This window comes from Microbacterium sp. GW821-FHT01D02 (genome assembly GCF_059422585.1).
Map to the genome: position 1 here is coordinate 342,593 of NZ_JBWKXB010000003.1, position 25,832 is coordinate 368,424.

Sequence of the window (25,832 nt, forward strand, 5' to 3'; positions counted from 1 at the left end):
AAAGTGGAGATCTACCGCATGGCAACCGATTACGACGCCCCCCGAAAGAGCGAAGACGACTCCGAGTCGATCGAAGCCCTCAAGGAGCGTGTGCCGGACAAGCTCTCCGGCTCAAGCGGGGACGAGGACTCCGACAACCCGTCGAGCTTCGACCTCCCGGGTGCCGACCTCTCCGACCTCGAGCTCGATGTCGTCGTGCTGCCCGCGCAGCAGGACGAGTTCACGTGCATGAGCTGCTTCCTCGTGAAGCACCGCTCGCAGCTCGACCACGAGGGCGCATCCGGGCCCATCTGCAAGGAGTGCGCTGCGTAAGCAGTCCTCCGAGCGACGTATCACGCGCCCCCGACCGTTCCGGTCAGGGGCGCGCTGTCGTCTGCGGGGATGTGCGGATGCGGGGCCGCGTGGGGTGCGGGCGCTCGGCCGCGTGCGGCGGGAAATGCTCGGCCGCGTGCGGCGGGAAATGCTCGGCCGCGTGCGGCGGGACTGCTCAGCCGCGTGCGGCGCGGATGGCGGCGGCCAGACGGTCGGGCGTGCGGGTGGAGATCGTCCACGCCTCCACGGGATCGTCCTGGTCGAGGTTCGGGACGACGACGACGCCGTCGATCCCGCCGCGGATCAGGTGCCATCCCCGCGCGGGGAGCCTGGGGCCACGGGCCTGGCGGGCGTCCTCACCGGTCAGCGCGACCGGTTCTCCGAGGAACCGCGCATCGATGTGGGCGCGGCCGGCGCGAAGGACGGTGCCGTCGACGGAGACGACCGGTGTGGCGGCGATGAAGCCCAGCACCAGGAGCGCGGACACCGCGGCGCCGAGCGCGAGTGCGACGGTCGAACCGATCGGCACGAAGACGAGTGACACCATCGGTCCTGCCACCGCGACCGTCACGAGCAGCCAGAGGCTCGGAGCGAGTCTTTCGCGGTAGCGGGGACGTGCGTCTGTTGCGGGGTTCTGCATTAGCCTCATGGGGTGACCGATTCCGTTGATGTCCCCATTATCGCCGCAGTGGTGCCCGGGTACGCGCATCCGGGCGATGCCGGCGCCGATCTGGTGGCGGCCGAGGCCGTGCGCCTGGAGCCCGGTGAGCGCGCTCTCGTGGCCACGGGAGTCCGCATCGCGCTGCCCGACGGGTATGCCGCCTTCGTGGTCCCGCGCAGCGGTCTCGCCGCCAAGCACGGGATCTCGATCGTGAACTCGCCCGGCACGGTGGACGCGGGGTACCGGGGCGAGATCAAGGTGAGTCTGATCAACACCGACATCCACAGCGCGTACGATGTGGCGGTCGGCGATCGCATCGCGCAGCTGATCATCATGCCGGTGACACGTGCCACGTTCCTCCCGGTCGACGAGCTGCCCGACAGCGTTCGTGGTGCCGGCGGATTCGGCTCCACCGGGTACCAGGCGGGGCTCACGCAGAACGAAGCAGGGCAGACCAAATGACAGACAACAACGAGACTCCTTCGAAGTCGGCGCCGGTGAACCGCGCCACCGATGGTCCCTTCGACGATTCCGAGGCGAACCCGGTCCGCCCGTACATCGACCTGGGGGGAATCAAGATCCTGCCCCGCGAGGGCCTGAACCTGCGCCTCGAGGTCGAGGAGCAGTCCAAGCGCATCGTCGCGGTCGGCCTCGACTACGCCGACTCGTCGCTCCAGGTGCAGCCCTTCGCCGCCCCGCGCACGGGCGGCCTGTGGGACGAGACGCGCGTGCAGCTGCGCGACCAGGTGAAGGCTCAGGGCGGTCGGGTCGAGGAGCGCGAGGGTCCGCTCGGCAAGGAGCTCCTCGCCGAGGTCCCCGCCGCGGCCAGTGAAGGCTCCGGCCTGCGCCTCGCACGCTTCATCGGCATCGACGGTCCGCGCTGGTTCCTCCGCGGTGTCATCGGCGGAGCCGGAGCGTCCGACCCGGAGGCGGGTGCGAAGGTCGAGGACCTGTTCCGCTCGATCGTCGTCGTCCGCGGCGGCGCCCCCATGCCGCCGAGGGACCTGATCCCGCTGAAGATGCCGGCGACCCCGGGCTCCGCGTGACCACGCCCGAGCCCACGCCCGAGCCCGAAGCGGAACGCGAGAAGCGCACCTCCGAGATCCTCGGGGAGGCGCTCGGCAGTGCCGCGCGCCGGGCCGGTCTCGATCCCAGCGAGAGCGCGACCACGCACAAGGTGGTGTGGTCGGCCATGGGCGGCTGGCGCGGCATCTTCGAATCGGTCCTGCCCAGCCTCGCCTTCGTCATCCTCTTCACGATCCGTCCCGAGCCGCTGATCCTGTCGCTGGGGATCTCGGTGGGCATCGCCGCGCTCTTCACGATCGTCCGGCTGGTCCAGAAGTCTCCGCCCTCCGCGGCGCTCGGCGGCCTCATCGCTGCCGTCGCCGCGGCCGCCCTGGCCCTGTGGACGGGTCGCGGCGCCGACAACTTCGTGCCGGGTCTCATCACGAACGCCGTCTACGGATCGGTGATCCTCGTGTCCGCGCTGGTCGGCTGGTCGCTGATCGGCCTCGCGGTCGGATTCCTGATGGGGGAGGGCACCAGCTGGCGGAGCGACCGCCGCAAGCGCCGCGCCTACTTCTGGCTCGGAATCGCCTGGGCGGCGCTGTTCTTCGCGCGCCTGGCGGTGCAGCTGCCGCTGTACCTCGCGGGTGACGTCACCGCCCTCGGCACGCTCAAGCTCATCATGGGGCTGCCGCTGTTCGCGCCCCTCATCGCCGTCACCTGGCTGGTGGTCCGCGCGCTCCACCCGCGCGAACCTGCGCGCGGGGACGCTCCCGAGGCGTGATAGATTTATCTTGACATCAAGATAAATCGCAGGCTTTCGCCGGTGAGCTGCGCGGAGCAGACTGGTTAGGTCCGCCTTGCTAGCCGCAGGGGCTCGCTGGCGAGCAAGATGGAGGCGCCTGTCGCTCCCATCCGAATAGAAGGAGACGGAATCGTGTCCACGGTGAACAGCTTCGGTGCCAAGAGCACCCTGACAGTCGGCAGCACCGACTACGAGATCTTCCGCATCGACACGGTGCCCGGTTTCGAGAAGCTCCCCTTCAGTCTCAAGGTCCTCCTGGAGAACCTGCTTCGCACCGAGGACGGCGCGAACGTGACGAAGGCGCAGATCGAGGCGCTGGGTTCGTGGGATGCTGCGGCGGAACCCAACACCGAGATCCAGTTCACGCCGGCCCGCGTGGTCATGCAGGACTTCACCGGCGTCCCCTGCATCGTCGACCTCGCCACCATGCGTGAGGCCGTCACGGCTCTGGGTGGCGACGCGAACAAGATCAACCCGCTCTCGCCCGCCGAGATGGTCATCGACCACTCCGTCATCGCCGACCTGTTCGGTTCGGAGAACGCCCTCGAGCGCAACGTCGAGATCGAGTACGAGCGCAACGGCGAGCGCTACCAGTTCCTGCGCTGGGGCCAGACGGCGTTCAGCGACTTCAAGGTCGTCCCCCCGGGGACCGGCATCGTCCACCAGGTGAACATCGAGCACCTGGCCAAGGTCATCTACGACCGCGACGTCGACGGTGTGCTGCGGGCATACCCCGACACCTGCGTCGGCACCGACTCGCACACCACGATGGTCAACGGCCTCGGCGTGCTGGGCTGGGGCGTCGGCGGCATCGAGGCCGAGGCCGCGATGCTCGGCCAGCCCGTGTCGATGCTCATCCCGCGCGTCGTCGGCTTCAAGCTCTCGGGCGAGATCCCGGCCGGCGTCACCGCGACCGACGTCGTGCTCACGATCACCGACCAGCTGCGCAAGCACGGTGTGGTCGGCAAGTTCGTCGAGTTCTACGGCGAGGGCGTCGCATCCGTGCCCCTCGCGAACCGCGCCACCATCGGCAACATGTCGCCGGAGTTCGGTTCCACGGCCGCGATCTTCCCGATCGACGACGTGACCCTCGACTACCTGCGCCTCACCGGCCGCAGCGAAGAGGCCGTCGCCCTGGTCGAGTCGTACGCCAAGGAGCAGAAGCTCTGGCACGACGCCGCTCACGAGCCCACGTTCAGCGAGTACCTCGAGCTCGACCTCGGCACGGTCGTGCCGTCGATCGCCGGCCCGAAGCGCCCGCAGGACCGCATCCTCCTCTCCGAGGCGAAGTCGCAGTTCGAGCAGGACATCCTGAGCTACGCGACCGCGTCCACCTCGGACTCGATCGTCGACCTCGAGTCGAAGCACTCGTTCCCGGCGTCCGACCCCGGTCAGACCCCCGGCGACGAGGAGCCCACCACGCGTCCGGTGCACATCAACAGCGGCGCACCGGCGAACGCCTCGAAGCCCGTGCCGGTCACGACGCCGTCGGGGGAGAAGTACATCCTCGACAACGGCGCCGTCACGCTGGCCGCCATCACCTCGTGCACCAACACCTCGAACCCGTCGGTCATGATCGCCGCCGGTCTCGTCGCACGCAAGGCACTCGAGAAGGGCCTGAAGCAGAAGCCGTGGGTCAAGACCACGCTCGGCCCGGGCTCGAAGGTCGTCACCGACTACTACGAGAAGTCCGGTCTCGACAAGGACCTCGAGGGCCTCGGCTTCTACACCGTCGGCTACGGCTGCACGATCTGCATCGGCAACTCGGGCCCGCTGATCGAAGAGGTGTCGGAGGCGATCAACTCGCACGACCTCGCCGTCACCGCGGTCCTCTCGGGAAACCGCAACTTCGAGGGTCGCATCAGCCCCGACGTGAAGATGAACTACCTCGCCAGCCCGCCGCTGGTCATCGCCTACGCGCTGGCCGGATCGATGCACTTCGACTTCGAGAACGACGCGCTGGGCAAGGGCACCGACGGCGAAGACGTCTTCCTGAAGGACATCTGGCCGACCCCGGCCGAGGTGCAGGAGCTCGTCGACTCGTCGATCTCGCGCGAGCAGTTCATCAAGCAGTACGCGACCGTCTTCGACGGTGACGAGCGCTGGCGCAGCCTGCCCACCCCGGATGACGCGATCTTCCAGTGGGACGAGAACTCGACCTACGTCCGCAAGGCGCCGTACTTCGAGGGCATGACGATGGAGCTCACCCCGGTGAAGGACATCGAGGGTGCGCGCGTCATGGCGACCCTGGGCGACTCGGTCACCACCGACCACATCTCGCCCGCCGGAAACATCAAGGCCGGCACGCCTGCGGCCCAGTACCTCACGGAGCACGGCGTCGACCGCAAGGACTTCAACTCCTTCGGCTCGCGTCGCGGCAACCACGAGGTCATGATCCGCGGCACCTTCGCCAACATCCGTCTCAAGAACGCGATGGTCGCGGCCGTCAACGACGGACAGGTCGTCGAGGGTGGCTTCACCCGCGACTTCACGCAGCCCGGTGGCCCGCAGTCGTACATCTACGACGCGAGCATGAACTACCAGGAGCAGGGCACGCCCCTCGTCATCTTCGGTGGCAAGGAGTACGGCTCCGGCTCGTCGCGCGACTGGGCGGCCAAGGGCACGAGCCTGCTGGGCGTCAAGGCGGTCATCACCGAGAGCTTCGAGCGCATCCACCGCTCGAACCTGATCGGCATGGGTGTCGTCCCGCTGCAGTTCCCCGCCGGCGAGAGCTGGGAGTCGCTGGGTCTCGACGGTACCGAGGTCGTCTCGATCACGGGCCTCGAGGAGCTCAACAACGGCGTGACGCCGAAGACCGTCAAGGTCACGGCCACTCCGAGCGAGAACTCGCCCGAGGGCAAGCAGCCGATCGAGTTCGACGCGGTCGTCCGCATCGACACCCCCGGTGAGGCGGACTACTACCGCAACGGCGGCATCCTGCAGTACGTGCTGCGTTCGCTGGTCTGATCGCACGGATGAAGGGGCTCGGGTCTTCGGATCCGGGCCCCTTCATCGTGCCGCCCCTTCATGTCAAGGGGTGCCGATTCACCGTGCTCTCGGAGCGCGGCGGGGTAGGATCGAGGGGCGCTCGCACCGTCGTCGGGCGCTTCTGACGGAGCCTGTGAGGAGGTGCAGATGCCCATTCTTCCGAGCATCTCAGGACCCCGTGATCTTGATGCACTCTCGACCGACCAGCTGACCGAGCTCGCTGCGGAGATCCGCACGTTCCTGGTCGAGAACGTGTCCAGGACGGGTGGCCACCTCGGCCCCAACCTGGGTGTCGTCGAGCTGACGATCGCCCTGCACCGGGTGTTCTCCTCCCCGGATGACCCCTTCATCTTCGACACCGGACACCAGTCCTACGTGCACAAGCTCCTCACAGGGCGGCAGGACTTCTCCGCCCTGCGCGTGCGTGGTGGCCTCGCCGGCTATCCGCAGCGCGGCGAGAGCGACCACGATGTGGTGGAGTCGTCGCACGCCTCCAGCTCGCTCAGCTGGGCGGACGGCATCTCCCGGGCGCTGACGGCGACGGGCCGTGCGGACCGCCATGTGGTCGCCGTCGTCGGCGATGGCGCGCTGACGGGCGGGATGACCTGGGAGGCGCTGAACAACATCTCCGACGACAACGACCGCAACCTGGTCATCGTCGTCAACGACAACGGTCGCTCCTACGCGCCGACGATCGGCGGCATGTCGCGGTACCTCAACCGCGTGCGCACCGCGGCGGCCTACAAGGACCTCCACCAGCGTTCCGACCGCCTGTTCCGCGCGTTCGGTCCCGTGGGGCGTGCGGTGTTCCGAGGCGTCCGTGGCGGCACGCACGGCTTCCTCTCGCGGTTCACGAACAACGAGGCGCTGTACTCCAACCTCGACATCAAGTACCTCGGCCCGGTCGACGGGCACGACCTCCCGGCGCTCCTCGAGACGCTGGAGCTCGCGAAGTCCTACGGCGCGCCGGTCATCGTGCACACGATCACCGAGAAGGGCCGCGGATACCAGCCGGCCCGCGACGACGAGGCCGACCAGTTCCATGCCGTCGGCAAGATCGACCCGACCACCGGGGAGACGCTGTCCTCCGGCGGACGCGGATGGACGGACGTGTTCTCCGACGCCCTGGTCTCGGTGGGGGAGCGACGGAACGACGTGATCGCGATGACCGCGGCCATGCTGCGTCCGACCGGACTCGCGCCGTTCGCCGAGCGGTTCCCGGATCGGGTCTACGACGTCGGTATCGCCGAGCAGCACGCCGTGGCATCCGCCGCGGGACTGGCCTACGGCGGCCTGCACCCCGTCGTCGCGCTGTACGCCACGTTCATGGGGCGCGCCTTCGACCAGGTGCTGATGGACGTCGCTCTGCACCGCGCCGGAGTCACCTTCGTGCTCGACCGCGCCGGCGTCACGGGGCCCGACGGGCCCAGCCACCACGGCATGTGGGACCTCGCGATGCTGCAGATCGTCCCGCACATCCGCATCGCCGCTCCTCGGGACGGCGCACGCCTGACCGAGGCGCTGGAGGAGGCCGTGGCCGTCGACGACGCGCCGACCGTCATCCGGTTCCCGAAGGGCGAGGTCTCCGCCGATCTCCCCGCGATCGAACGTCTGGGCGACGGGGTCGACGTGCTCGCCCGCGGTGAGTCCGAGGACGTGCTCATCGTCGCCATCGGTCCGTTCGCCGAGCTCGCCCTCGACGTCGCCGATCGGCTCCGCGCGCAGGGGATCGGTGCGACCGTGATCGACCCGCGCTGGGCGATCCCTGTGCAGCCGTCGATCGTCGAGCTGGCCCGGCACCACCGCCTCGTGATCACCCTCGAGGACGGCATCCGCGTCGGCGGCATCGGCACGCGCGTGCGTCAGGTCCTCCGCGAGGCGGGCATCGACACGGCCGTGGACGAGCTCGGGCTGCCGGACGAGTTCATCGACCATGCCTCCCGGGACCAGATCCTCGCCGACGCCGGGCTCACGGCGCCGAAGATCGCCCAGGACATCGTGTCGCAGGTGCTCGGGACCCGCATCCCGAAGGCGCGCCACGCCGGCGAGACCGGGACGATCGAGCTCCCGCTGCACGAGCGGCGCTGACCGCAGGACGCGAAGCGCGGGCCGTCAGTTCAGGGCGTGCAGGGCGGCGACGGCCTGCGCTCCGCGGTCCACGTCCCGGAGCGCGGTGGACAGCAGGTAGCCATCCGTGAGCGCGTCTCCGGTGACCATCACGCGCACGAGCTCGACGCCGCAGGCCCGGCGGACCTCGTCGGCGCTGGCGGCGATCACCCGCGTGTTGATCTCGTCGTTGTGCGGGAGCTCTGTCCCGTCGAGTCCTCGGATCACGTCTCTCAACGCCGCGCCGACGATGTTGGAGGCGCGTTCCTTGACGTTGACGACGTCGAGCTCGAACACCCGGAGATCCCGACCGGTGGGTATGGGGCGCCACTCGAACGACGCGTGCACGCGATGCTGGTGTCCGCTCGCACCGGACATCTCACGGGCGGGGAGGTCGGTCGCGCGGCAGCGGACGTCGATGAGGCGGTACCAGTAGAACAGCGGGAACGCACCGTGCGACCCGGGGTCGAGGACGACGACCTCGCCGACGGCGCCGCCGCGGTTGGTCGGGCGTCGCTGGGGACGATTGCGGATGATCGGCTTGCCGTTGCGGGTCCGGATCGCGGCCCACCCCTCGTCGACCGTGACGACGAAGAGCTTGAGCAGCGCGGGGAGGACCAGGAGAGTGGTGAGGATCGCCGTGCCGGTCTTCAGCAGCCCCGACATCCCCTTGCCGCCCAGCATCGTGAAGAGCATGTCCATGACACCACTGTGCAGGGTGATGGCGTGCGAGGACGACGGAGGAGAGCATCGACCGGGGGATTTCATGCGCTGTTCGCCGGTCGTTCCCCGGGACGCCGCGCCGTGGATACGGGGCGACGCGGAACGGCGGCGTCGCCGGCTCAGCCGACGTCGGCGAGGGTGCGCGCGACGACCGCCTCGACGGCCGGAAGACACCGGTCCCGATCGGCGTCGACGAGCCCGACGCGGGTGCGCCGGTCGAGCACGTCCTCAGCCGTCACGGCGCCCTCGACCCGGACGGCGAACTCGACCTCCGCGCGGGTCAGCCCCGTCGCGTCGTCGAGCACCTCAGTCGTGGTGGGGACGTCGCGGTCGACGAGGCGCAGCGCGGCGGTGCGACTGGGGGCCGCCTGCAGTCCACGCACCTCCGAGGCGAGATCCACCGCATCCTCGGCCATCCGCCGATACGTCGTCAGCTTCCCGCCGAGCACCGTCACGAAACCCGCATCGGAGACCGCCACGAGGTGTCGTCGCGAGACGTCGGCCGTGGCGTCCGACCCGCTGTCGACGAGAGGGCGCAGGCCGGCGAACGCGCCGCGCACCTGATCGCGTCGGATCGGTGTCGTGATCACCCGGTTGAGGCTTCGCAGCAGGAAGTCGATCTCCGGTCCGGTCGGCTGCGCCACACGGGGCACGGCTCCCGGGGCGTCCTCATCCGTGAGACCGACGATCACCCGACCGTGCGCCTGCGGAAGCGCGAAGACGTAGCGACTGATCGACCCTTCATGGGGAATGGTGAGCGCCGCCGTCGGCGAACCCAGATCGGCGGCGTCGAGCACGATATGGGTGCCGCGACTGGGACGCACGCGGATGGCCTCGTCGAGCGAGCCGGCCCACACCCCGGTGGCGTTGATCACGGAGCGGGCGGCGATCTCGAACCGCTCTCCTGTGAGCACGTCCTCGGCGGTCGCCCCGTCGCCCCGCAGCGCGACCGCACGGACCCTGGTGAGGATGCGCGCACCGCGCGCCGCAGCGGTCCGTGCCACCGTGGCCACGAGTCGGGCGTCGTCGACCAGCTGTCCGTCGTAGGACAGCATGCCGCCCCGGAGGCCGCGGGAGTCGAGGGCGGGCGCCAGCCGGGTCGCCACCCGAGCGGAGACGATCCGGGGCGCGGGCAGCACCGCCCGGGGCGTGCGCGCCCGCATCCGCAGCAGGTCGCCGAGCCCCATGCCGGCTGCGCCCGCCACCCGCTGGCGCAGCGTGACGCCGCGGCTGAAGGGCAGCAGCTGTCCGAGCGGCCGGATCAGGTGCGGAGCGATCGTCGTCATGAGCAGGTGCCGCTCCCGCGCACTCTCCTTCGCGGTGGCGACGTCGCCCGTCGCGAGGTACCGCAGCCCGCCGTGCACGAGCTTCGAGCTGAAGCGACTGGTGCCGAAGGCGAGGTCCTCCGCCTCGATCAGCGTCACGCTGAGGCCGCGAGAGGCGGCGTCGAGCGCCACGCCCGCGCCGGTGATTCCCCCGCCGATGACGAGGACGTCCGTCCGTTCGTCGGTGGCGAGGGTCAGATCGGTCCTCCGACGCGCGACGTTGAGCGCGGATGACGGCGTGCTCATGGGCGCAGCAGCCCGTCGAGCGCGGCGCGCAGCTCCCGCTCCCACGCGGACTCGGAGATGAGGTCGGCCACTGTGCCGTGCGAGAGGACTGCGGACTGCGCGATGAGCATCAGCATGACCGCGATCTCCTGCGGTGCCCCCGGTCTGACCGATCCGTCCGCCTGCGCGGAGCCGATGGCGGTCGCCAGCCATTGCAGGATCAAGCGCTGACTCGATCCGACGCGCTGCAGCGTGTAGCGAGTGAAGGCCTCCGGCTCGTCGTCGAGCAGCCGCGCGTACAGCGGATCCTTGCGGAAGAGCGTGGTGAAGCGCAGCACGTCGTCGACGAGCGCGGTGCGGGTGCGTGCGTCGGCGGAGAACGTGCTCAGGATGCCGTCGACCCGGCGGAGGAGTGCAGCGCGGACCACGTCGTCGGCGTCGCTCCAGCTGCGGTAGATCGTGGGGCGGCTGAGTTCGGAGCGGCGTGCGAGCTCGGCGATCGTCACCCCGTGGACGCCGCGACGTTCGATCAGGGTGTCGGCGGCGTCGAGGATGCGCGCCTGGGTGGCGTCCCAGAGAGGTTGACGTTCTTCCATGATGTGTCACACTGTAACGCATGGGCCAAGACAATGGCAGGGTCGATGCCGACCCGTCGATGAGGTGGAACGGCTGGGGAGACCCGGACAAGGCGAAGGGCCTGCCGCTGGCGGTGCGCACGCTGCTGCCCCTGCTGCTCGGACGCATCCGCAAGCCCGAGCCCGCGGTCGAGCTCGCCCAGGTGCGGGTGACGCCTTCGACGCTGAGCGATGACGATCTCGTGGCGTTCCGCGACGCTGTCGGCCCGCAGTACGTGGATGTCACCGCGGAGGGGCGCATCCGCCATGCCGGCGGACGTTCGACTCCCGATCTCCTCCGCCGACGACAGCGGGATCAGGACGTCCCGGACGCGGTGATCCGTCCCGCGAACCACGACGAGGTCCGCGCCTGTCTCGACGTCGCGGGCCGGCGCGGTGTCGCGGTCATCCCCTTCGGCGGCGGCACGAGCGTCGTCGGGGCGCTGGACCCGGAGAGGGGAGACCAGCACGCGGTCGTGAGCCTCGACCTGCGCCGCCTGAACGGGCTGATCCGCCTCGACGAGATCAGCGGAGACGCGGTGCTCGCGGCCGGCACCACGGGACCGGAGGCCGAGTCGCTGCTCGCGGCTCACGGTCTCGAACTCGGTCACTACCCGCAGAGCTTCCGGTACGCGACCATCGGCGGCTTCGCTGCGGCGCGCTCCTCCGGCCAGAACTCCGCGGGCAACGGGCGCTTCGACACGATGGTCACCGGGATCCGCGTCGCGACGCCGACCGGCGACATCGAGCTCGGGCGCTCACCCGGCTCCGCCGCCGGTCCTGACCTGATCCGGGTGTTCCTCGGCTCGGAGGGCATCTTCGGCGTGATCACCGAGGTGCGCGTGCGCGTGCATCCGATCCCGCGGGAGCGTGTGTTCGAGTCGTGGTCGTTCCCGGACTTCGCCGCCGGAGCCGCGGGGCTGCGAAGCGTGGCGCAGCAGGGCGCCGGACCCACCGTCATCCGTCTGTCCGACGAGGCGGAGACCGCCGTGAGTCTGGCTCAGGTCGGCAAGATCGGCAAGGCACTCGCGAAGGGCGCCAGTGTCGTGACCGTGTACGAGGGCGAGGGGATCGCCGAGCGTCGTGCCCGTACCGGTGCGCTGCTGTCGGCTGCCGGCGGCACGTCGGCCGGCGAGGGCGCGGCGGAGGAGTGGCTGCAGGGTCGCTTCGACGGCCCGTACCTGCGCGACTCGCTGTTGGACGCCGGAGTGTTCTGCGAGACGCTCGAGACCGCGACGACCTGGTCGAACCTGCTCGGGCTACGTGCGACCGTCGAGACCGCCCTCAAGGAGGGGTTCGCTGAGGCCGGGGCCCGCTCGTACGTGATGTGCCACGTGTCGCACATCTATCCCACGGGAGCGTCGCTGTACTTCACCGTGCTCGCCGGCATCCGTGCCGATCCGCTCGCGGTGTGGGGTCCGGTCAAGTCACGCGTGAACGACGCGATCCTCGCGAACGGCGGCACCATCAGCCATCACCACGCGGTCGGCCGTGACCATGCTGCCTGGCTGGAGCAGGAGATCGGCGACACCGGCATCCGCATCCTCCGGGCGATCAAACGCGAACTCGATCCGGCGGACATCCTCAACCCTGGCGCCGTGATCTCCGTCGAGCGGACGCGCTGACGTGGCCGAGCACATCGCCGTGCTCGCGAATCCGTTCTCCGGCAAGGGTCGGGGCGGACGAGCGGCCGAGGCGGCCGTCCGACTCCTCCGGGAGCGCGGGTCCGAGGTGCGCACCTACGCCGGCGCTTCCGCGGCGGACACGGCACGGCTCGCCGAGACCGCGCTGGCGGAGGAGCCCCGCGTGCTCGTGGTCGTGGGCGGTGACGGCACGCTCTCGGGCGTGCTCGACACGGTGTGCGCCGCCTCCGTCCCCGTCGTCCTGGTGGCCGCGGGAACGGGGAACGATCTCGCCCGTGCCCTGGGACTCCCGCGTGGTGACGCCCGGGCCGCCGCCGAGCTCGCCCTCACCGGTGCGCCGCGGGCGATCGACGTCGGCGTGGTCGACACCGCGAGGGGCAGCCGGAAGTTCCTGACCATCGCGGCGCTGGGCTTCGACGCGAAGGTCAGCGATCGCACCAACCGCCTCCGCTGGCCGCACGGCGCGCCCCGCTACTACCTCGCCCTGCTCATCGAGCTCGTGCGACTGCGGCCGATGGACTTCACCCTCTCCGTCGACGGCGAAGCCGTCAGGAGCTCGCCGGGCACGCTGATCGCGGCCGGCAGCACCTCCAGCTACGGCGGCGGGATGCCGATCTGCGCCGGGGCCGTCCCCGACGACGGGCTCCTCGACATCGTCCATGTCGCACCGCTGGGCCGCCTTCGTCTGCTGCGTCTCTTCCCGCTGCTCCTCCGCGGGACGCATCTCTCGCGCGGTGAGGTCGCGCATCGCCGCGCACGGTCGGTGACCGTGTCGGCCCCGGGCCTCGTGGTCTACGCGGACGGCGAGCGGATCGGCGAGGATGAGTGCACCATCTCGGTGCTGCCGGGGGCGCTCACGATGATGGTGCCGAAGGAGAGCGATGACTGATTTCGACGAGGACGTCGTGATCGTGGGTTCCGGCTTCGGAGGTTCCGTGGCGGCTCTGCGGCTGGCGGAGAAGGGCTACCGTGTGCGCGTCTACGAGGCGGGTCGCCGCTTCGAGGACGACGACTTCGCGAAGACCAGCTGGAATGTCCGCCGGTACCTGTGGGCACCGGCGCTCGGCTGCCATGGCGTGCAGCGCATCCACCGGCTGCCGCACGTGATGATCCTGGCGGGTGCCGGTGTGGGAGGCGGATCGCTCAACTACGCGAACACGCTGTACCAGCCGGGGACGGCGTTCTTCGAGGACCCGCAGTGGCAGGGCATCGCAGAGTGGGAGTCCGAGCTGGCACCGCACTACGCCACGGCGAAGCGGATGCTCGGCGTCGTCGAGCACTATCCGCACACGGGACCTGTGGAGCGGATCATGGCCGGCGCCGCGGACGACCTCGGTGTCGGCTCGACGTTCCGGCACGCGCCGGTCGGGGTCTGGTTCGGGAGACCGGGGGAGCGCACGCCGGATCCGTTCTTCGGCGGTGAGGGCCCCGATCGCACCGGCTGCACCCTCTGCGGCAACTGCATGGTGGGCTGTCGCGTCGGCGCGAAGAACACGCTCATGAAGAACTACCTGGCTCTCGCGGAGCGCCGAGGGGTCGCGATCGAGGCACTGCGCACGGTGACCGAGGTGCGGGAGCTTCCCGGCGGTGGGTTCGCGGTGACGACGCAGCGCAGCGGGGCGTGGTTCCGGCACGCGCGGAGGACCGTGACCGCGCGGCAGGTGGTCCTGGCGGCCGGTACCTGGGGCACGCAGCAGCTGCTGCACCGGATGAAGCAGTCCGGGGCATTGCCGCGGATCTCGGCGTCCGTCGGCCGTCTCACGCGCACCAACTCCGAGGCGTTGGACGGCGCGGTCGCCACGAGCGTCCCGGAGTCGCTCCAGCTCGCCCGGGGCGTGGCGATCACGACCTCGTTCCACATCGATGACCGCACGCACGTAGAGAACGTCCGCTATGGCCCGGGATCGAACCTGATGGGTGCGCTGGCGACTGTCCTCGTCCCCGGCGACCGACCGCTCGGGGTGCGTCTGCGCAGCCTCGTCGCGCAGGTGCTCCGCTCCCCGCTGCGACAGTTCCGACTGGGCAACCTCCGTCGCTGGAGCGAGCGCGGGATCATCGCGCTGGTGATGCAGACGGCGGACAACTCGCTCACCCTCTCGCTGCGCCGTCGCTTCGGTCGGCTCGTGATGACGAGCGCGCAGGGACACGGAGAGCCGAACCCCAGCTATCTGCCCCAGGCCCACACGGCGGCGGCGGCGATCGCCGCGCGGGTCGAGGCCGACGGCGGGGTGCTCGCGGCCGCACGCGGATCCTGGCCGGAGGTGTTCGGCATCCCGCTCACCGCGCACTTCCTCGGCGGCGCCGTGATCTCGGCATCACCCGCGGACGGTGTCGTCGACGCGTACCACCGGGTCTGGGGCCACCCCGGCCTGCACGTCGTCGACGGTGCGGCGGTGCCCGCGAATCCCGGCGTGAACCCCTCGCTCACGATCACCGCACTCGCAGAGCGGGCGCTGTCGTACTGGCCCCGACGCGGTGAGGACGACGCTCGACCGGCTCAGTCCGCGAGCTGAGCCTCGGCGACCTGGGCCTGTGGTGCAGGGTCCTCGTCCAGCGCTCGTGACGCGGTCCAGTACCAGCCGTAGGCGACGCTGGCGGCGCTCGCGCCCAGGAGCGGCACCGCGATGTACGGCTCGGTGATGTGCGTCAGCAGGGACCCGAGCTCTCCGGTCTCGGTCCCCGGCCAGACACCGCCGATCGCGATGACCAGACCGCCGACGACGAGACCGAGCCCCGCGAAGGCGACGAGGTGTCGGCGGATGCTCGCCACGGTCCGCAGGAATCGGCCCAGCACGTACGCCGCCGCGCCGCCGACGACGGTCGCCAGGACGGAGACGGCCACGACGAAGACCAGCTGGAACCAGGCGACGAGGACCAGGATCGAGAAGATGCCCTGCAGTGAGCGCGACATGATCGTGAGGACGACCGTCGTCACCACGAGGAACAGCAGGTTGAACGTGATCCAGGTCGCGAGTGCGCCGCGCCAGAACTCGCGCCCGCGGAAGGCCATCGGCTGCTCCGCGGTGCGCGGAGACGGACGAGAGGTCATCGATCCAGGCTAGGGCCTCCCGGCCCGGCGGACGACGAAGCGCCCCATCGGATCCGCGGGGAATCCGATGGGGCGCTTCGCGTGTTGATCTCCGCGATCAGCGGCTCTCGACACCGCGGATCTGCGGGGTGTGGAACGAGCCGCCGAATGCGCGCTCGGACGCACCCTCACGGTCGAGGTAGGGCGAGGCCCCGCCGTCGATGAACGGCCAGCCGGCGCCGAGGATGAGGCACAGGTCGATGTCCTCGACCTCAGGCACGACCCCCTCATCGAGCATCAGCTTGATCTCCTGAGCCAGACCGTCCTGCACGCGCTGGAGGATCGTCGCAGCCGTTGCCGGCGTCTTGCCCACAGCGGGCTTGAGCACCTTCTCCGCCTGCTTGCTCCAGCCGACGACGCGTCCGCCCTTGTCCTTCTCCACGACCGCGTCGAGCTCGGCCAGAGCGTGGAAGTTCTCGTTGGCGTAGAACCGCTCGGGGAAGGCGTGCACCATCGTGTCCTGCACGTGCGCCGCAACCTTCCAGCCGACCAGGTCGATCAGCTGGAACGGTCCCATCGGCAGACCGAGCGGGCCGAAGGCCTTCTCCACGTCGGCGATCGGCGTGCCCTCGTAGACCGCGCGGGCGGCCTCGCCCATGACCTTCGCGAGCAGACGGTTCACGACGAACCCGGGGGCGTCGGCGGTGAGCACCGCGTTCTTGCCCAGGTTCTTCGCGACGACGAAGGCCGTCGAGAGCGCGGCATCGGCGGTGGCCGGCGTCTTCACGATCTCGATCAGCGGCATCACCGCGACCGGGTTGAAGAAGTGGAATCCGACCAGTCGCTCGGGGTGGGCGAGCTTCGACCCGATCTCCTCGACCGAGAGCGACGAGGTGTTCGTCGCGAGGATCGCGTCGTCGGCGATGATCTTCTCGATCTCGCCGAACACCTGCTGCTTGACGCCGACCTCTTCGAACACGGCCTCGATCACGAAGTCGCAGTCCGCGTAGAGGCTCTTGTCGGTCGTGCCGGTGACGAGCGCACGGAGCTTGTTCGCCGAGTCGGAGTCCAGACGGCCCTTGGCCTCGAGCTTGCCGATCTCCTCGTGGATGTAGGCGACGCCCTTGTCGACGCGTGCCTGGTCCAGGTCGGTGATGAGCACGGGCACCTGGAGCTTGCGCACGAAGAGGAGGGCGAACTGGCTCGCCATGAGCCCTGCGCCGATGATGCCGACCTTCGTGACCTTCTTCGCGAGCTCCTTGTCGGGTGCGCCGACAGGTCGCTTGGCCCGCTTCTGCACCAGATCGAACGCGTACATCGACGCGGCGAACTGGTCACCCGTGACGAGCTCCGCCAGGGCCTCGTCCTCGCGGGCGAAACCCTCCGCCTTGGTCCCGCTCTTCGCCTTGTCGAGCAGCTCGAGCGCCGCGTACGGCGACTTCGGCATCGTGCCGATCTTCGACTCGAGCATGCCGCGCGCCATCTTGATGGCGATCGGCCACTTGGTGAGGCGCTCGATCTTGCCCGGCTCGTTCTTGCGCTCGACCTTCTTGCCGCCGAGCACCGCGTCGGCCCACGCCAGCGAGTTCTCGAGGTAGTTCGCGGCCGGGAAGATCGCGTCGAAGATGCCGAGGTCGAACGCCTGCTGCGGCTTCAGCATCCGGTTCTGCTTGAGCGGGTTCGAGATGACCACCTCGAGGGCGTTCTCGATGCCGATCAGGTTCGGCAGCAGGTACGCGCCTCCCCAGCCCGGGATGATGCCGAGGAAGACCTCGGGCAGGGCGACCGCGGCGGCGGAGGAGTCGACCGTGCGGTAGCTGGAGTTCAGCGCGATCTCCAGGCCGCCACCGAGGGCGAGGCCGTTCACGAAGGCGAACGACGGCACACCGAGGTCGCCGAGCTTGCCGAGCACCTTGTGGCCGAGCTGCGCGATCAGGCGTGCGTTGTCGCGCGAGCCGACCTTGCTGATGTCGGAGAGATCGGCGCCGGCGGCGAGGATGTACTGCTTGCCGGTGATGCCGACGGCCTGGATCTCACCGGCGGCCGCCCGTGCCTTGAGCCCGTCGAGCGTCTCGCCGAGCTGAGTCAGCGTCGCCGGCCCGAGCGTGTTCGGACGCGTGTGGTCACGACCGTTGTCGAGCGTGATCAGGGCGAGGACCCTGCCTGAGGCGAGGCGGATGTCGCGCACGGGCGACTGCGTGATGACCTCGCCCTCGGTGAGCGCCTGGATGGGGGAGAAGTCGATGTCGTCGTAGTTCGTCACGTTCGCGCTCACTTCTTCTTCTTGCCGTCGTAGTGCGGGTTCTCCCAGATGACCGACCCGCCCTGGCCGAGTCCGACGCACATGGCGGTCAGGCCGTAGCGGACGTCGGGGCGCTCAGCGAACTGCGCGGCGAGCTGGATCATCAGACGCACGCCGGACGCGGCGAGCGGGTGGCCGAGCGCGATCGCGCCGCCCCACTGGTTGACGCGGGGGTCGTCGTCGGCGATGCCGAAGTGATCGAGCAGCGAGATCACCTGGATGGCGAACGCCTCGTTCAGCTCGAACAGTCCGATGTCGGCGATCGTGAGACCGGCCTTCTTGAGGGCCTTCTCGGTCGACGGGATCGGGCCGATGCCCATGATCTCCGGCTGCACACCGGCGAAGGCGAACGACACCATGCGCATCTTCGGCGCGAGGCCGAACTCCTTCACGGCCCCGCCGCCGGCGAGCAGCGACATCGTCGCGCCATCGGTGAGGGGGGAGGAGGTCCCGGCGGTGACGCGGCCGTGCGGACGGAACGGCGTCTTGAGAGCCGCGAGGTCCTCCATCGTGGTCTGCGGGCGACGACCCTCATCCTCGGTGGCGAGACCCCAGGCGCCGTCGGCGCCCTTGGTGGCGACCGACACGAGGTCGGGCTGGATCTTGCCGGCGTCGTACGCCGCCTGCACCTTGTGCTGGCTCAGCATGCCGAAGCGGTCGGACCGCTCCTTGGTGAGGTGCGGGAAGCGATCGAAGATGCGCTCGGCCGTGACGCCCATGTTGAGCGCGCCGGGGTCGACCATCTTCTCGGCGACGAATCGCGGGTTCGGGTCGGCGTTGGCGCCGATCGGGTGGTGTCCCATGTGCTCGACGCCGCCGGCGAGGGCGAAGTCGTACATGCCGACGCCGATCGAGGCGCCCATGGTGGTGACGCTCGTCATCGCGCCGGCGCACATGCGCTCGACGGCGAGGCCGGGCACGGTCTGCGGTAGGCCGGCGAGGATCGCCACCGAGCGGCCGAGCGTCAGCCCCTGGTCGCCGGTCTGGCTCGTCGCGGCGATCGCCACGTCGTCGATGCGGTCGGCCGGGACGGCCGCGTTCCGCTCCATCAGGCCGATGGTCGCCTTGACGGCGAGGTCATCAGCGCGGGTGTTCCAGTACATGCCCTTTTCGCCGGCACGCCCGAAAGGCGTGCGTACTCCATCGACGAAGAAGACGTCCGAGATCTCGGCCACTCTGCCTCCAAGTTAGTGCGTGGCCTCAGTCTATGAAGCACGCGAAACGGGGAGGAATCGGTTGGATCGAACCTACGAAGCGGGTGCGGGGGTGGTGTCGGGCGATTGCGCCGCCTCTACAAAGGCGGCCGCGATCTTCTGTGCGGTCTGTGCAATCTGCCAGGGACGAGCACCCAGCGCGGCAAGCGCGGCGGCGATGTCCTCCGGCGTCTCGCCCGGCAGATCCCAGGCGACGCGACGGAGGTACTCGGGAGTGAGGAGGTTCTCGGTCGGCATGCCCAGTTCCTCGGCGACGGCCTCGACCACGGGACGGGCCGCCTTCAGTCGTGCATCCGCCTCGGGGTTCCGGTCGGCCCAGGCGCGGGGCGGAGGAAGCGTGTCGCTGGGGACGCGTTCGCGCGGAAGCTCCTCGGCGGCGCGGCCGTCGACGATCGCCTGCCACCAGCGGTCGAGCTGCGTGCGGCTCGCGCGGCCCTGGAACTCCTTGATGCCGGCCAGCGCCTGCTTCGACGTCGGGTTCGCCATGACCGCGGCCACCAGGGAGCGGTCGGGGACGAGACGCCCGGGCGAGACGTCCTGGTCGCGGGCGTAGGCCTCGCGCGCCTGCCACAGCGAGCGGGCGACGGCGAGGTTGCGTGCCCCGCGCACCTGGTGCAGCCCGCTCAGCCGACGCCACGGATCCTCCCGCGGGGGCTTGGGCGCGCGGGCGAGCGTGGCCGCGAACTCCTCGGCCGCGAAGGCGGTCTTGCCCTGCTCCTCCAGCTCGTCCACGAGGATGTCGCGGACGTCGATGAGGTGGAGCACGTCGAGTGCGGCGTACTCGAGCCACGAGTCCGGCAGCGGACGCGTCGACCAGTCCGACGCGGAGTGCTCCTTCTTGAGCGTGATGCCGAGGGTGTCCTCGACGACGGCGCCGAGTCCGACCCGCTCGTGGCCGAGCAGGCGGGACGCGAGCTCGGTGTCGAAGATCACCGGCGGCTCGAGGTGCAGCTCGCGCAGGGACGGGAGGTCCTGACTCGCGGCGTGGAGCACCCACTCGACATCGCCGATCGCGTCCTGGAGCGGCGCGAAGTCACCGATCGCCGGGGGGTCGAAGAGGAAGACGCCGGCGTCGCGGCGGAACACCTGCACGAGGTAGGCGCGCTGGGAGTAGCGGAAGCCGGACGCGCGCTCCACGTCGACGGCGACGGGGCCGGTGCCCCCGGCGAGCACGGCGCAGGCCGCGCGGAACTCCTCAGCATCCGAGATCACGGAGTATTCAGTCACGTACAGCCTTTCGCGCGCCGATCACGGCGATGCCCTCGGAGCCGGGCGGAAGTCCCGCCAGCATTCCGACCAGCTCGGCCCATGCTTCGACGTGCGGTCGGAACGGGCCCTCCGGAGTCCAGGACGCCCGCAATTCTATCTGGGCGCCGTCGCCCTCGACGGCGAGACCGCCGAATCCCTTGGACAGCGTCTTCGTCGAGGTGCCCGAAGCGGAGTGGTAGATCGCGTTCCGGGAGTCCAGCGCGTCGACCAGCCACGACCACGTCACGTCCGCCAGGAGGGGGTCGGTGCCGATCTCCGTCTCCAGGGGCGCCTGGGCGAAGAGCACGATGCGCCATGCGCCGCCCCAGGCGTCGGGCGCATCCGGATCGTGCAGGAGGACGAAGCGCCCGGTGCCGTACACGGAGTCCCCGTCGCCGTCGGGGCGCACGTCCGCGGCGAGGGCGACGGCGAACGGAGCGAGGCCCTGCGGGGTCGTGATCTCACGCACCGTGATGTCGTCACGGAACGCGGTCTCACGCAGTTCGGCCACGGCGCTGTCGAAGGGCGTCCCGGCCTCGGGGTGTGCGGTCACGGCAACAGGCTAGAGTCAGGAAGCGATGAAGAGTCTCAGGCACGCCGTTACGCTCCTTGTCCCTGCCCTGCTCGCTTTCGGAGCAGCGTTCGCTCTCGTGGTGTTCGCCGTCGCGCGACGCGTCGTCACGCCCATGCGTCGGCCCACCGACACCGAGATCCTGGCCGTCGACACGGGCGCCCAGACCATCGAGCTGCAGCGCTCTCTCGACACCGAGCTTCCGGGCCGGTACGGACTCTTCACGACCGGGACGTACGGCTACGTCAAGCTCGGCGCCGTGCTCAGTGCGGACGGCGCCCGCGTGCGCCGCAAGCTCCTGACGCAGATCGAGCCCGGCTCACGCGTCGATCGCGCAGCCTCGTTCAGCGGGTACTACTACTCCTCGCCGAGCGAGCTGCACCTGCGGTGGGAGAACGTGCTGATCGGCTCGCCGGCCGGTCCCTGCCCCGCCTGGTACTTCCCGGCGTCGTCCTCCACCTGGGTCATCCAGGTGCACGGCCGCGGCGCGACCCGCGCGGAGTGCCTGCGCGCGGTGCCGGTGCTGCACGCCGCCGGACTGCCCACCCTCGTCGTGTCCTACCGCAACGACGGGGAGGCGCCGCGGACGAGGGCCGGTGCCTATTCGCTCGGGGCGTCGGAGTGGCGCGACGTCGACTCCGCGATCGCCTACGCCCTCCGTCACGGCGCCGAACGGGTCATCCTCATGGGCTGGTCGATGGGCGGCGCGGTGTCGCTGCAGGCCGCCGTCAGCTCGGGGCATCGTGATCGCATCGCCGGGATCATCCTGGAATCGCCCGTCGTCGACTGGCGCACGGTCCTGCGCTTCCAGGCGCGTCTGGCCGGCGTGCGTGCACCGCTGCCGGAACTCGCCATGGGGGCGCTGCAGCGACCGCTCACCGCGCGTCTCAGCGGTGCCGACGAGCCCATCCCGTTCGACCGTCTCGACATGGTCGCCCGTGCCGACGAGCTGACCGCACCGATCCTCATCCTGCACAGCGACGACGACGGGTTCGTGCCCGCGGACTCCTCCCATGCGCTGCAGGAGGCGCGGCCGGATCTCGTCACGATGCCGAAGTTCACCGTCGCGCGGCACACCAAGCTGTGGAACTACGACGAGACGGGCTGGAGCACCGCGATCACCGAGTGGCTGCAGGAGCAGGGCTTCAGCGCTTCTGCCTGACCTGGTTCTTCGCCCGCATCAGCATCCCGGTCATGCCTCCGATGCGCAGGGGCGACACCGCCTTGGTGAGACCGATCGACTGCGGATAGTCGTTCGGGATCGCGAGCACCTCGTCCGCCGTGAGCCCGGTGAGGCCCTGGACCAGGATGCTCGCGAACCCGCGGGTCGTCGGAGCCTCGGGCGGGGCGGTCGCGTGCATCGTCACGATGCCGTCGTCGACCTCGACATGGATGTAGACGGGCGACTGGCACTCCGCGACGCGCTCGTACGCCTCCGGGTGCGCGGCGACCTCGTCGGAGACGTCCGGAAGCTCGTCGGAGAACTCGAGCAGCAGCAGGAGCCGATCGGCCTCCGGGGTCTCCAGGAAGCCGTCGCGGATCTCGGCCAGGGTGTCAGGAACGTCGCTCGTGCTCATCCCTGTCATTGTCACATGCTCAGACGGTGCCCGGCTCGGAGCCGGTGACGATCGGCACGCGCACGGCGCTGCCCCACTCGGTCCACGAACCGTCGTAGTTGCGCACGTTCTCGAAGCCGAGGAGGTGCTTGAGCACGAACCAGGTGTGGCTCGAGCGCTCACCGATGCGGCAGTAGGCGACGACGTCGTCCCCGTCGCGGAGTCCGGCTCCGTCGCGGTAGATCGCGTCGAGCTCGGCACGGCTGCGGAAGCCGCCGTCCTCGGCGACGGCCTTCGCCCACGGAACGCTCTGCGCGGTCGGGATGTGGCCGGCACGCAGCGTGCCCTCCTCGGGGTACGCGGGGGCCGTGGTGCGCTCACCGCTGTACTCCTCGGGGGAGCGGACGTCGATCAGCGGGTTGCCGATGTGCGCGAGCACGTCCTCCTTGTAGGCGCGGATGATCGAGTCGTCGCGCTCGACGACGGGGTACTCGGTCGCGGGACGGTTCGTCGCCTCGCGCGTGAGCTCGCGGCCCTCGGCGATCCAGCGGTCGCGACCGCCGTCGAGCAGACGGACGTCCTCGTGGCCGAAGAGCGAGAACACCCAGAGCGCGTAGGCAGCCCACCAGTTGTTCTTGTCGCCGTAGATGACGACCGTGTCCGAGCGTTCGATGCCCTTGCGGCTGAGCAGCTCGGCGAAGCCCTCGCCGTCGACGTAGTCGCGCACCACCGGGTCGTTGAGCTCGGTGTGCCAGTCGACCTTCACGGCGCCGGGGATGTGGCCGGTCTCGTAGAGCAGCACGTCCTCATCGGATTCGACGACCACGAGCCCCGGTGCTCCCAGTCGTTCGGCGAGCCACTCGGTGGTGACGAGGCGGCCCGGTTCGGCGTACTCGGCGAACTTGGGGGAGGAGGAATCGAACTCGATGGCCATGGGGTCTCCGAAGCGTTGAGCGGACGAGGGTGCTGCTGCAGACGGCGTAGTGTTGATCCGTCCCTTCGACGATAGATCCCCGCCGAGCACCCTGCGCCCGATTCGTAAGACTTCGACACAGGTGAGCACCTGATTCAGGACCGTGATGACCGACCCGACCAGCCGCACGGGAATCGTGCACCTCACCGAGCGTCAGCCGACCGTCAGCGGACCCGAGATGCTGGCGAGCCTGGTGCCGCCGCCGCAGTTCGACACCGCGACCTTCGACAGCTACCGCGCCGACCCGGCCTACCCCTCGCAGGAGGAGGCGAAGGAGACGCTGATGCGCTTCGCCGGGCGCGGCACCCCCGCGAAGCGCGGCGGTCTGTTCAGTCGGGCCAAGAAGGAGCCGGAGCTCAAGCCGGGCGTCTACCTGGACGGCGGATTCGGCGTCGGCAAGACCCACCTGCTCGCGTCGATCTACCACGCGATGCCCGCCCGCCGGAAGTACTTCGGCTCGTTCATCGAGTACACGGCGCTCGTCGGCGCACTCGGCTACAAGAACACGGTCGACCTGCTCAAGGGCGCCGATCTGCTGTGCATCGACGAGTTCGAGCTCGACGACCCGGGCGACACGATGGTCATGACCCGCCTGCTGGGGGAGCTCGTGCCGACCGGCACCCGCCTCGCCGCGACCTCGAACACCCCGCCGAACGCTCTCGGTGAGGGGCGCTTCGCCGCGCAGGACTTCCTCCGCGAGATCCACGCCATGTCGGACAGCTTCCAGACGCTGCGCATCGACGGCGTCGACTTCCGGCAGCGCGCGCTCGACGGGCACGCGGTCGTCCTCGACGAGGACTCCTACGGCGCGGCGGTCGAGAAGGCCGGCGCCGCAGGGGCCGCGTCCGACGACCGCTTCGACGATCTGATCCGCCACCTCGCGCAGGTGCACCCGTCGCGGTACATCCGACTCATCGACGGGATCGGCAGCGTCGGGCTCCGCGATGTGCGCCAGCTCACCGACCAGTCCGAGGCGCTGCGCTTCGTGGCGTTCGTCGACCGGGTGTACGACGCGCAGATCCCGATCCTCGCGACCGGACTCGGCCTGGACTCGGTGTTCTCCGACGAGATGCTGGCCGGCGGCTACCGCAAGAAGTACCTGCGCGCCATCTCCCGTCTCAACGCGCTGACGCATTCTGCGTAAGCCCGCAGGCCCGCGTAACGCGATGTTCACGCCCGGAGCAGTCCTGTAACCACGGGGAAACAAACCACACGCATGCGCGAAACGGCGCGTCGTCACACTGAAGCTCTCAATTACTTCGGATGTGAGGTTTTCCTATGGATGCTCCCGGCAACATCTCGTGGGCCATCACCGCGACAGCGCTGGTGCTGCTCATGACGCCCGGCGTCGCCTTCTTCTACGGCGGTCTCGTCAAGGCGAAGAGCGTCGTCAGCATGATGATGATGAGCTTCGGCTCCATCGGTCTTGTCGCCGTGCTGTGGATTCTCTACGGCTTCTCGATGAGCGCCGTCGACAGTCCGACCGCCTTCGCAGGCAACCCGTTCGCCGACTTCGGGCTCTCCAGCCTGGCGTCCGGTGAGGGATCGAACGTCGCGCTCCTCGGTGTCGCGTACGGCGCGACCTTCGCGATCATCACGGTCGCCCTGATCTCGGGGGCCATCGCCGACCGGGCCAAGTTCGGCAGCTGGCTGATCTTCGCGGGCATCTTCGCCACCGTCGGGTACTTCCCGGTCGCAGCCTGGGTCTGGGGCGGCGGATGGATCATGAACCTCGGCACCACGCTCTTCGGCGAGGACAGCGGCATCGGCGTGATCGACTACGCCGGTGGAACCGCGGTGCACATCAACGCCGGTGCTGCGGCCCTGGCTCTGGCGCTGGTCCTCGGCAAGCGCATCGGCTTCCAGAAGGGCATCCTGAAGCCGCACAACGTGCCGCTCACCCTGCTCGGCGCGGCTCTGCTGTGGTTCGGCTGGTTCGGGTTCAACGCCGGTGCGGAGTGGCTCGCGGAGGACATGGGCGGCGTCGGGCTCATCGGTCTGAACACGCTCGGTGCCACGGCCGCGGCCATCCTCGGCTGGATCCTCATCGAGCGCATCAAGGACGGCAAGGCCACGTCTGTCGGCGCCGCATCCGGTGCCGTCGCCGGCCTCGTCGCGATCACCCCGGCCTGCGCCAACCTCACGCCCGGCTGGTCTCTGCTGCTCGGTGCCGTCGCCGGTATCGTCTGCGCCCTCGCCGTCGAGCTGAAGTTCCGCCTCGGCTTCGACGACTCGCTCGACGTGGTCGGCATCCACCTCGTCGGCGGCCTGATCGGAACCCTGTACCTCGGATTCTTCGCCACCGGCACCGGCCTGTTCGTCGGCGGCGACGCCCGCCAGCTCGCGGTCCAGCTGATCGCCGCACTCGGCGTGCTGATCTACTCCTTCGTCGTCGCCTTCATCATCGGCTTCGCGATCCAGAAGACGATCGGATTCCGCATCACGAACGAGGACGAGATCGCCGGTGTCGACCAGGTCGTCCACGGCGAGGAGGGCTACGCACTCATCGACGCATGATCTGCGGTTAGGGTGA

23 protein-coding genes are annotated in these 25,832 nt (G+C 69.7%); 12 read left to right on the forward strand and 11 right to left on the reverse strand.

Translation table 11 applies throughout. The annotated features are described in order from the left end of the window. Window positions 1-18 precede the first annotated feature (18 nt). Window positions 19-312: a DUF4193 domain-containing protein gene (locus tag AC07VM_RS15165; protein WP_029259298.1), complete on the forward strand. Its 294-nt coding sequence runs from the start codon at window positions 19-21 to the stop codon at window positions 310-312. A gap of 175 nt (window positions 313-487) precedes the next feature. Here the strand turns inward: AC07VM_RS15165 and AC07VM_RS15170 are convergent, their stop codons facing one another. Beyond that, on the reverse strand, window positions 488-952 hold the full coding sequence (locus AC07VM_RS15170; protein ID WP_494912035.1) for a DUF3093 family protein: 465 nt from the start codon (window positions 950-952) through the stop codon (window positions 488-490). A gap of 12 nt (window positions 953-964) precedes the next feature. On the opposite strand from AC07VM_RS15170, the gene dut reads away from it, so the two are divergent. The 5 genes from dut to dxs all read left to right on the forward strand — a co-directional run bounded on the left by dut (window position 965) and on the right by dxs (window position 7,859). After that, window positions 965-1,435 carry a dUTP diphosphatase gene (gene dut, locus AC07VM_RS15175; RefSeq protein WP_267414700.1) on the forward strand — a complete coding sequence of 157 codons (471 nt, stop codon included), beginning with the start codon at window positions 965-967 and terminating at the stop codon, window positions 1,433-1,435. Then, on the forward strand, window positions 1,432-2,019 hold the full coding sequence (locus AC07VM_RS15180) for a DUF3710 domain-containing protein (RefSeq protein ID WP_267414698.1): 588 nt from the start codon (window positions 1,432-1,434) through the stop codon (window positions 2,017-2,019). Before dut ends, AC07VM_RS15180 begins: the two co-directional genes overlap by 4 nt. Beyond that, window positions 2,016-2,762 (forward strand): DUF3159 domain-containing protein, encoded by a 747-nt coding sequence (locus tag AC07VM_RS15185; RefSeq protein WP_494912036.1) that lies wholly within the window; start codon window positions 2,016-2,018, stop codon window positions 2,760-2,762. The genes AC07VM_RS15180 and AC07VM_RS15185 overlap by 4 nt, the downstream gene beginning before the upstream one ends. Before the next feature lie 153 nt (window positions 2,763-2,915). Beyond that, the gene (locus tag AC07VM_RS15190; RefSeq protein ID WP_494912037.1) at window positions 2,916-5,750 is read left to right on the forward strand and encodes an aconitate hydratase; all 2,835 of its coding nucleotides are present in this window, start codon (window positions 2,916-2,918) and stop codon (window positions 5,748-5,750) included. Between the two features lie 168 nt (window positions 5,751-5,918). Next, window positions 5,919-7,859, forward strand: a complete 1,941-nt coding sequence (dxs, locus tag AC07VM_RS15195) for a 1-deoxy-D-xylulose-5-phosphate synthase (RefSeq protein ID WP_494912038.1) — start codon at window positions 5,919-5,921, stop codon at window positions 7,857-7,859. A gap of 24 nt (window positions 7,860-7,883) precedes the next feature. Here dxs and AC07VM_RS15200 read toward each other — a convergent pair whose 3' ends face one another. From AC07VM_RS15200 to AC07VM_RS15210, 3 genes are all read right to left on the reverse strand, one after another. After that, window positions 7,884-8,579: an SPFH domain-containing protein gene (locus AC07VM_RS15200; RefSeq protein WP_267414690.1), complete on the reverse strand. Its 696-nt coding sequence runs from the start codon at window positions 8,577-8,579 to the stop codon at window positions 7,884-7,886. Between the two features lie 140 nt (window positions 8,580-8,719). Beyond that, entirely contained in the window at window positions 8,720-10,171 is a 1,452-nt protein-coding gene (locus AC07VM_RS15205) for a glycerol-3-phosphate dehydrogenase/oxidase (protein WP_494912039.1), read from the reverse strand. After that, on the reverse strand, window positions 10,168-10,746 hold the full coding sequence (locus AC07VM_RS15210; RefSeq protein WP_494912040.1) for a TetR/AcrR family transcriptional regulator: 579 nt from the start codon (window positions 10,744-10,746) through the stop codon (window positions 10,168-10,170). The genes AC07VM_RS15205 and AC07VM_RS15210 overlap by 4 nt, the downstream gene beginning before the upstream one ends. Before the next feature lie 20 nt (window positions 10,747-10,766). On the opposite strand from AC07VM_RS15210, the gene AC07VM_RS15215 reads away from it, so the two are divergent. Genes AC07VM_RS15215 through AC07VM_RS15225 form a run of 3 tightly spaced genes read left to right on the forward strand, consistent with a single transcriptional unit; the run spans window position 10,767 to window position 14,920 of the window. Then, on the forward strand, window positions 10,767-12,389 hold the full coding sequence (locus tag AC07VM_RS15215; RefSeq protein ID WP_494912041.1) for an FAD-binding oxidoreductase: 1,623 nt from the start codon (window positions 10,767-10,769) through the stop codon (window positions 12,387-12,389). A 1-nt stretch (window position 12,390) separates the two neighbouring features. Continuing rightward, the gene (locus AC07VM_RS15220) at window positions 12,391-13,296 is read left to right on the forward strand and encodes a YegS/Rv2252/BmrU family lipid kinase (protein WP_494912042.1); all 906 of its coding nucleotides are present in this window, start codon (window positions 12,391-12,393) and stop codon (window positions 13,294-13,296) included. Beyond that, a complete protein-coding gene (locus tag AC07VM_RS15225; protein ID WP_494912044.1) occupies window positions 13,289-14,920 on the forward strand; it encodes a GMC oxidoreductase in 1,632 nt (543 codons plus the stop codon). Before AC07VM_RS15220 ends, AC07VM_RS15225 begins: the two co-directional genes overlap by 8 nt. Here the strand turns inward: AC07VM_RS15225 and AC07VM_RS15230 are convergent. From AC07VM_RS15230 to AC07VM_RS15250, 5 genes are all read right to left on the reverse strand, one after another. Further along, window positions 14,905-15,456 carry a hypothetical protein gene (locus tag AC07VM_RS15230; protein ID WP_494912046.1) on the reverse strand — a complete coding sequence of 184 codons (552 nt, stop codon included), beginning with the start codon at window positions 15,454-15,456 and terminating at the stop codon, window positions 14,905-14,907. The genes AC07VM_RS15225 and AC07VM_RS15230 overlap by 16 nt on opposite strands. Before the next feature lie 97 nt (window positions 15,457-15,553). Further along, window positions 15,554-17,698, reverse strand: a complete 2,145-nt coding sequence (locus tag AC07VM_RS15235; protein ID WP_494912400.1) for a 3-hydroxyacyl-CoA dehydrogenase NAD-binding domain-containing protein — start codon at window positions 17,696-17,698, stop codon at window positions 15,554-15,556. An 8-nt stretch (window positions 17,699-17,706) separates the two neighbouring features. Then, window positions 17,707-18,912: a thiolase family protein gene (locus tag AC07VM_RS15240; RefSeq protein WP_267414676.1), complete on the reverse strand. Its 1,206-nt coding sequence runs from the start codon at window positions 18,910-18,912 to the stop codon at window positions 17,707-17,709. Window positions 18,913-18,984: 72 nt separating this feature from the next. Continuing rightward, window positions 18,985-20,178, reverse strand: coding sequence for a ribonuclease D (locus tag AC07VM_RS15245; protein WP_494912048.1), 1,194 nt, complete (start codon window positions 20,176-20,178; stop codon window positions 18,985-18,987). Next, window positions 20,171-20,752: a DUF3000 domain-containing protein gene (locus AC07VM_RS15250; protein WP_267414671.1), complete on the reverse strand. Its 582-nt coding sequence runs from the start codon at window positions 20,750-20,752 to the stop codon at window positions 20,171-20,173. The genes AC07VM_RS15245 and AC07VM_RS15250 overlap by 8 nt, the downstream gene beginning before the upstream one ends. Window positions 20,753-20,777: 25 nt before the next feature. On the opposite strand from AC07VM_RS15250, the gene AC07VM_RS15255 reads away from it, so the two are divergent. Next, on the forward strand, window positions 20,778-21,932 hold the full coding sequence (locus AC07VM_RS15255) for an alpha/beta hydrolase family protein (RefSeq protein WP_494912050.1): 1,155 nt from the start codon (window positions 20,778-20,780) through the stop codon (window positions 21,930-21,932). On the opposite strand, the gene AC07VM_RS15260 is transcribed toward AC07VM_RS15255, so the two are convergent. Continuing rightward, window positions 21,916-22,347, reverse strand: a complete 432-nt coding sequence (locus AC07VM_RS15260) for a SufE family protein (RefSeq protein ID WP_267414669.1) — start codon at window positions 22,345-22,347, stop codon at window positions 21,916-21,918. The genes AC07VM_RS15255 and AC07VM_RS15260 overlap by 17 nt on opposite strands. A 19-nt stretch (window positions 22,348-22,366) precedes the next feature. Beyond that, the gene (locus AC07VM_RS15265; RefSeq protein WP_267414667.1) at window positions 22,367-23,260 is read right to left on the reverse strand and encodes a sulfurtransferase; all 894 of its coding nucleotides are present in this window, start codon (window positions 23,258-23,260) and stop codon (window positions 22,367-22,369) included. Window positions 23,261-23,405: 145 nt separating this feature from the next. On the opposite strand from AC07VM_RS15265, the gene zapE reads away from it, so the two are divergent. Together zapE and AC07VM_RS15275 are read left to right on the forward strand one after the other, a co-directional pair. After that, window positions 23,406-24,443: a cell division protein ZapE gene (gene zapE, locus AC07VM_RS15270; protein WP_494912051.1), complete on the forward strand. Its 1,038-nt coding sequence runs from the start codon at window positions 23,406-23,408 to the stop codon at window positions 24,441-24,443. 134 nt (window positions 24,444-24,577) lie between these two features. Then, window positions 24,578-25,816, forward strand: a complete 1,239-nt coding sequence (locus tag AC07VM_RS15275; protein ID WP_267414664.1) for an ammonium transporter — start codon at window positions 24,578-24,580, stop codon at window positions 25,814-25,816. Window positions 25,817-25,832: the final 16 nt, after the last annotated feature.

Coding starts and splice junctions, on each gene's coding strand:
- AC07VM_RS15200 (WP_267414690.1), bottom strand. CDS start 8,579: ATGGACATGCTCTTCACGATGCTGGGCGGCAAGGGGATGTCGGGGCTG.
- AC07VM_RS15205 (WP_494912039.1), bottom strand. CDS start 10,171: ATGAGCACGCCGTCATCCGCGCTCAACGTCGCGCGTCGGAGGACCGAT.
- AC07VM_RS15210 (WP_494912040.1), bottom strand. CDS start 10,746: ATGGAAGAACGTCAACCTCTCTGGGACGCCACCCAGGCGCGCATCCTC.
- AC07VM_RS15260 (WP_267414669.1), bottom strand. CDS start 22,347: ATGAGCACGAGCGACGTTCCTGACACCCTGGCCGAGATCCGCGACGGC.
- AC07VM_RS15215 (WP_494912041.1), top strand. CDS start 10,767: ATGGGCCAAGACAATGGCAGGGTCGATGCCGACCCGTCGATGAGGTGG.
- AC07VM_RS15265 (WP_267414667.1), bottom strand. CDS start 23,260: ATGGCCATCGAGTTCGATTCCTCCTCCCCCAAGTTCGCCGAGTACGCC.
- AC07VM_RS15225 (WP_494912044.1), top strand. CDS start 13,289: ATGACTGATTTCGACGAGGACGTCGTGATCGTGGGTTCCGGCTTCGGA.
- AC07VM_RS15230 (WP_494912046.1), bottom strand. CDS start 15,456: ATGACCTCTCGTCCGTCTCCGCGCACCGCGGAGCAGCCGATGGCCTTC.
- AC07VM_RS15180 (WP_267414698.1), top strand. CDS start 1,432: ATGACAGACAACAACGAGACTCCTTCGAAGTCGGCGCCGGTGAACCGC.
- zapE (WP_494912051.1), top strand. CDS start 23,406: ATGACCGACCCGACCAGCCGCACGGGAATCGTGCACCTCACCGAGCGT.
- AC07VM_RS15275 (WP_267414664.1), top strand. CDS start 24,578: ATGGATGCTCCCGGCAACATCTCGTGGGCCATCACCGCGACAGCGCTG.
- AC07VM_RS15255 (WP_494912050.1), top strand. CDS start 20,778: ATGAAGAGTCTCAGGCACGCCGTTACGCTCCTTGTCCCTGCCCTGCTC.
- AC07VM_RS15165 (WP_029259298.1), top strand. CDS start 19: ATGGCAACCGATTACGACGCCCCCCGAAAGAGCGAAGACGACTCCGAG.
- AC07VM_RS15170 (WP_494912035.1), bottom strand. CDS start 952: ATGCAGAACCCCGCAACAGACGCACGTCCCCGCTACCGCGAAAGACTC.
- dxs (WP_494912038.1), top strand. CDS start 5,919: ATGCCCATTCTTCCGAGCATCTCAGGACCCCGTGATCTTGATGCACTC.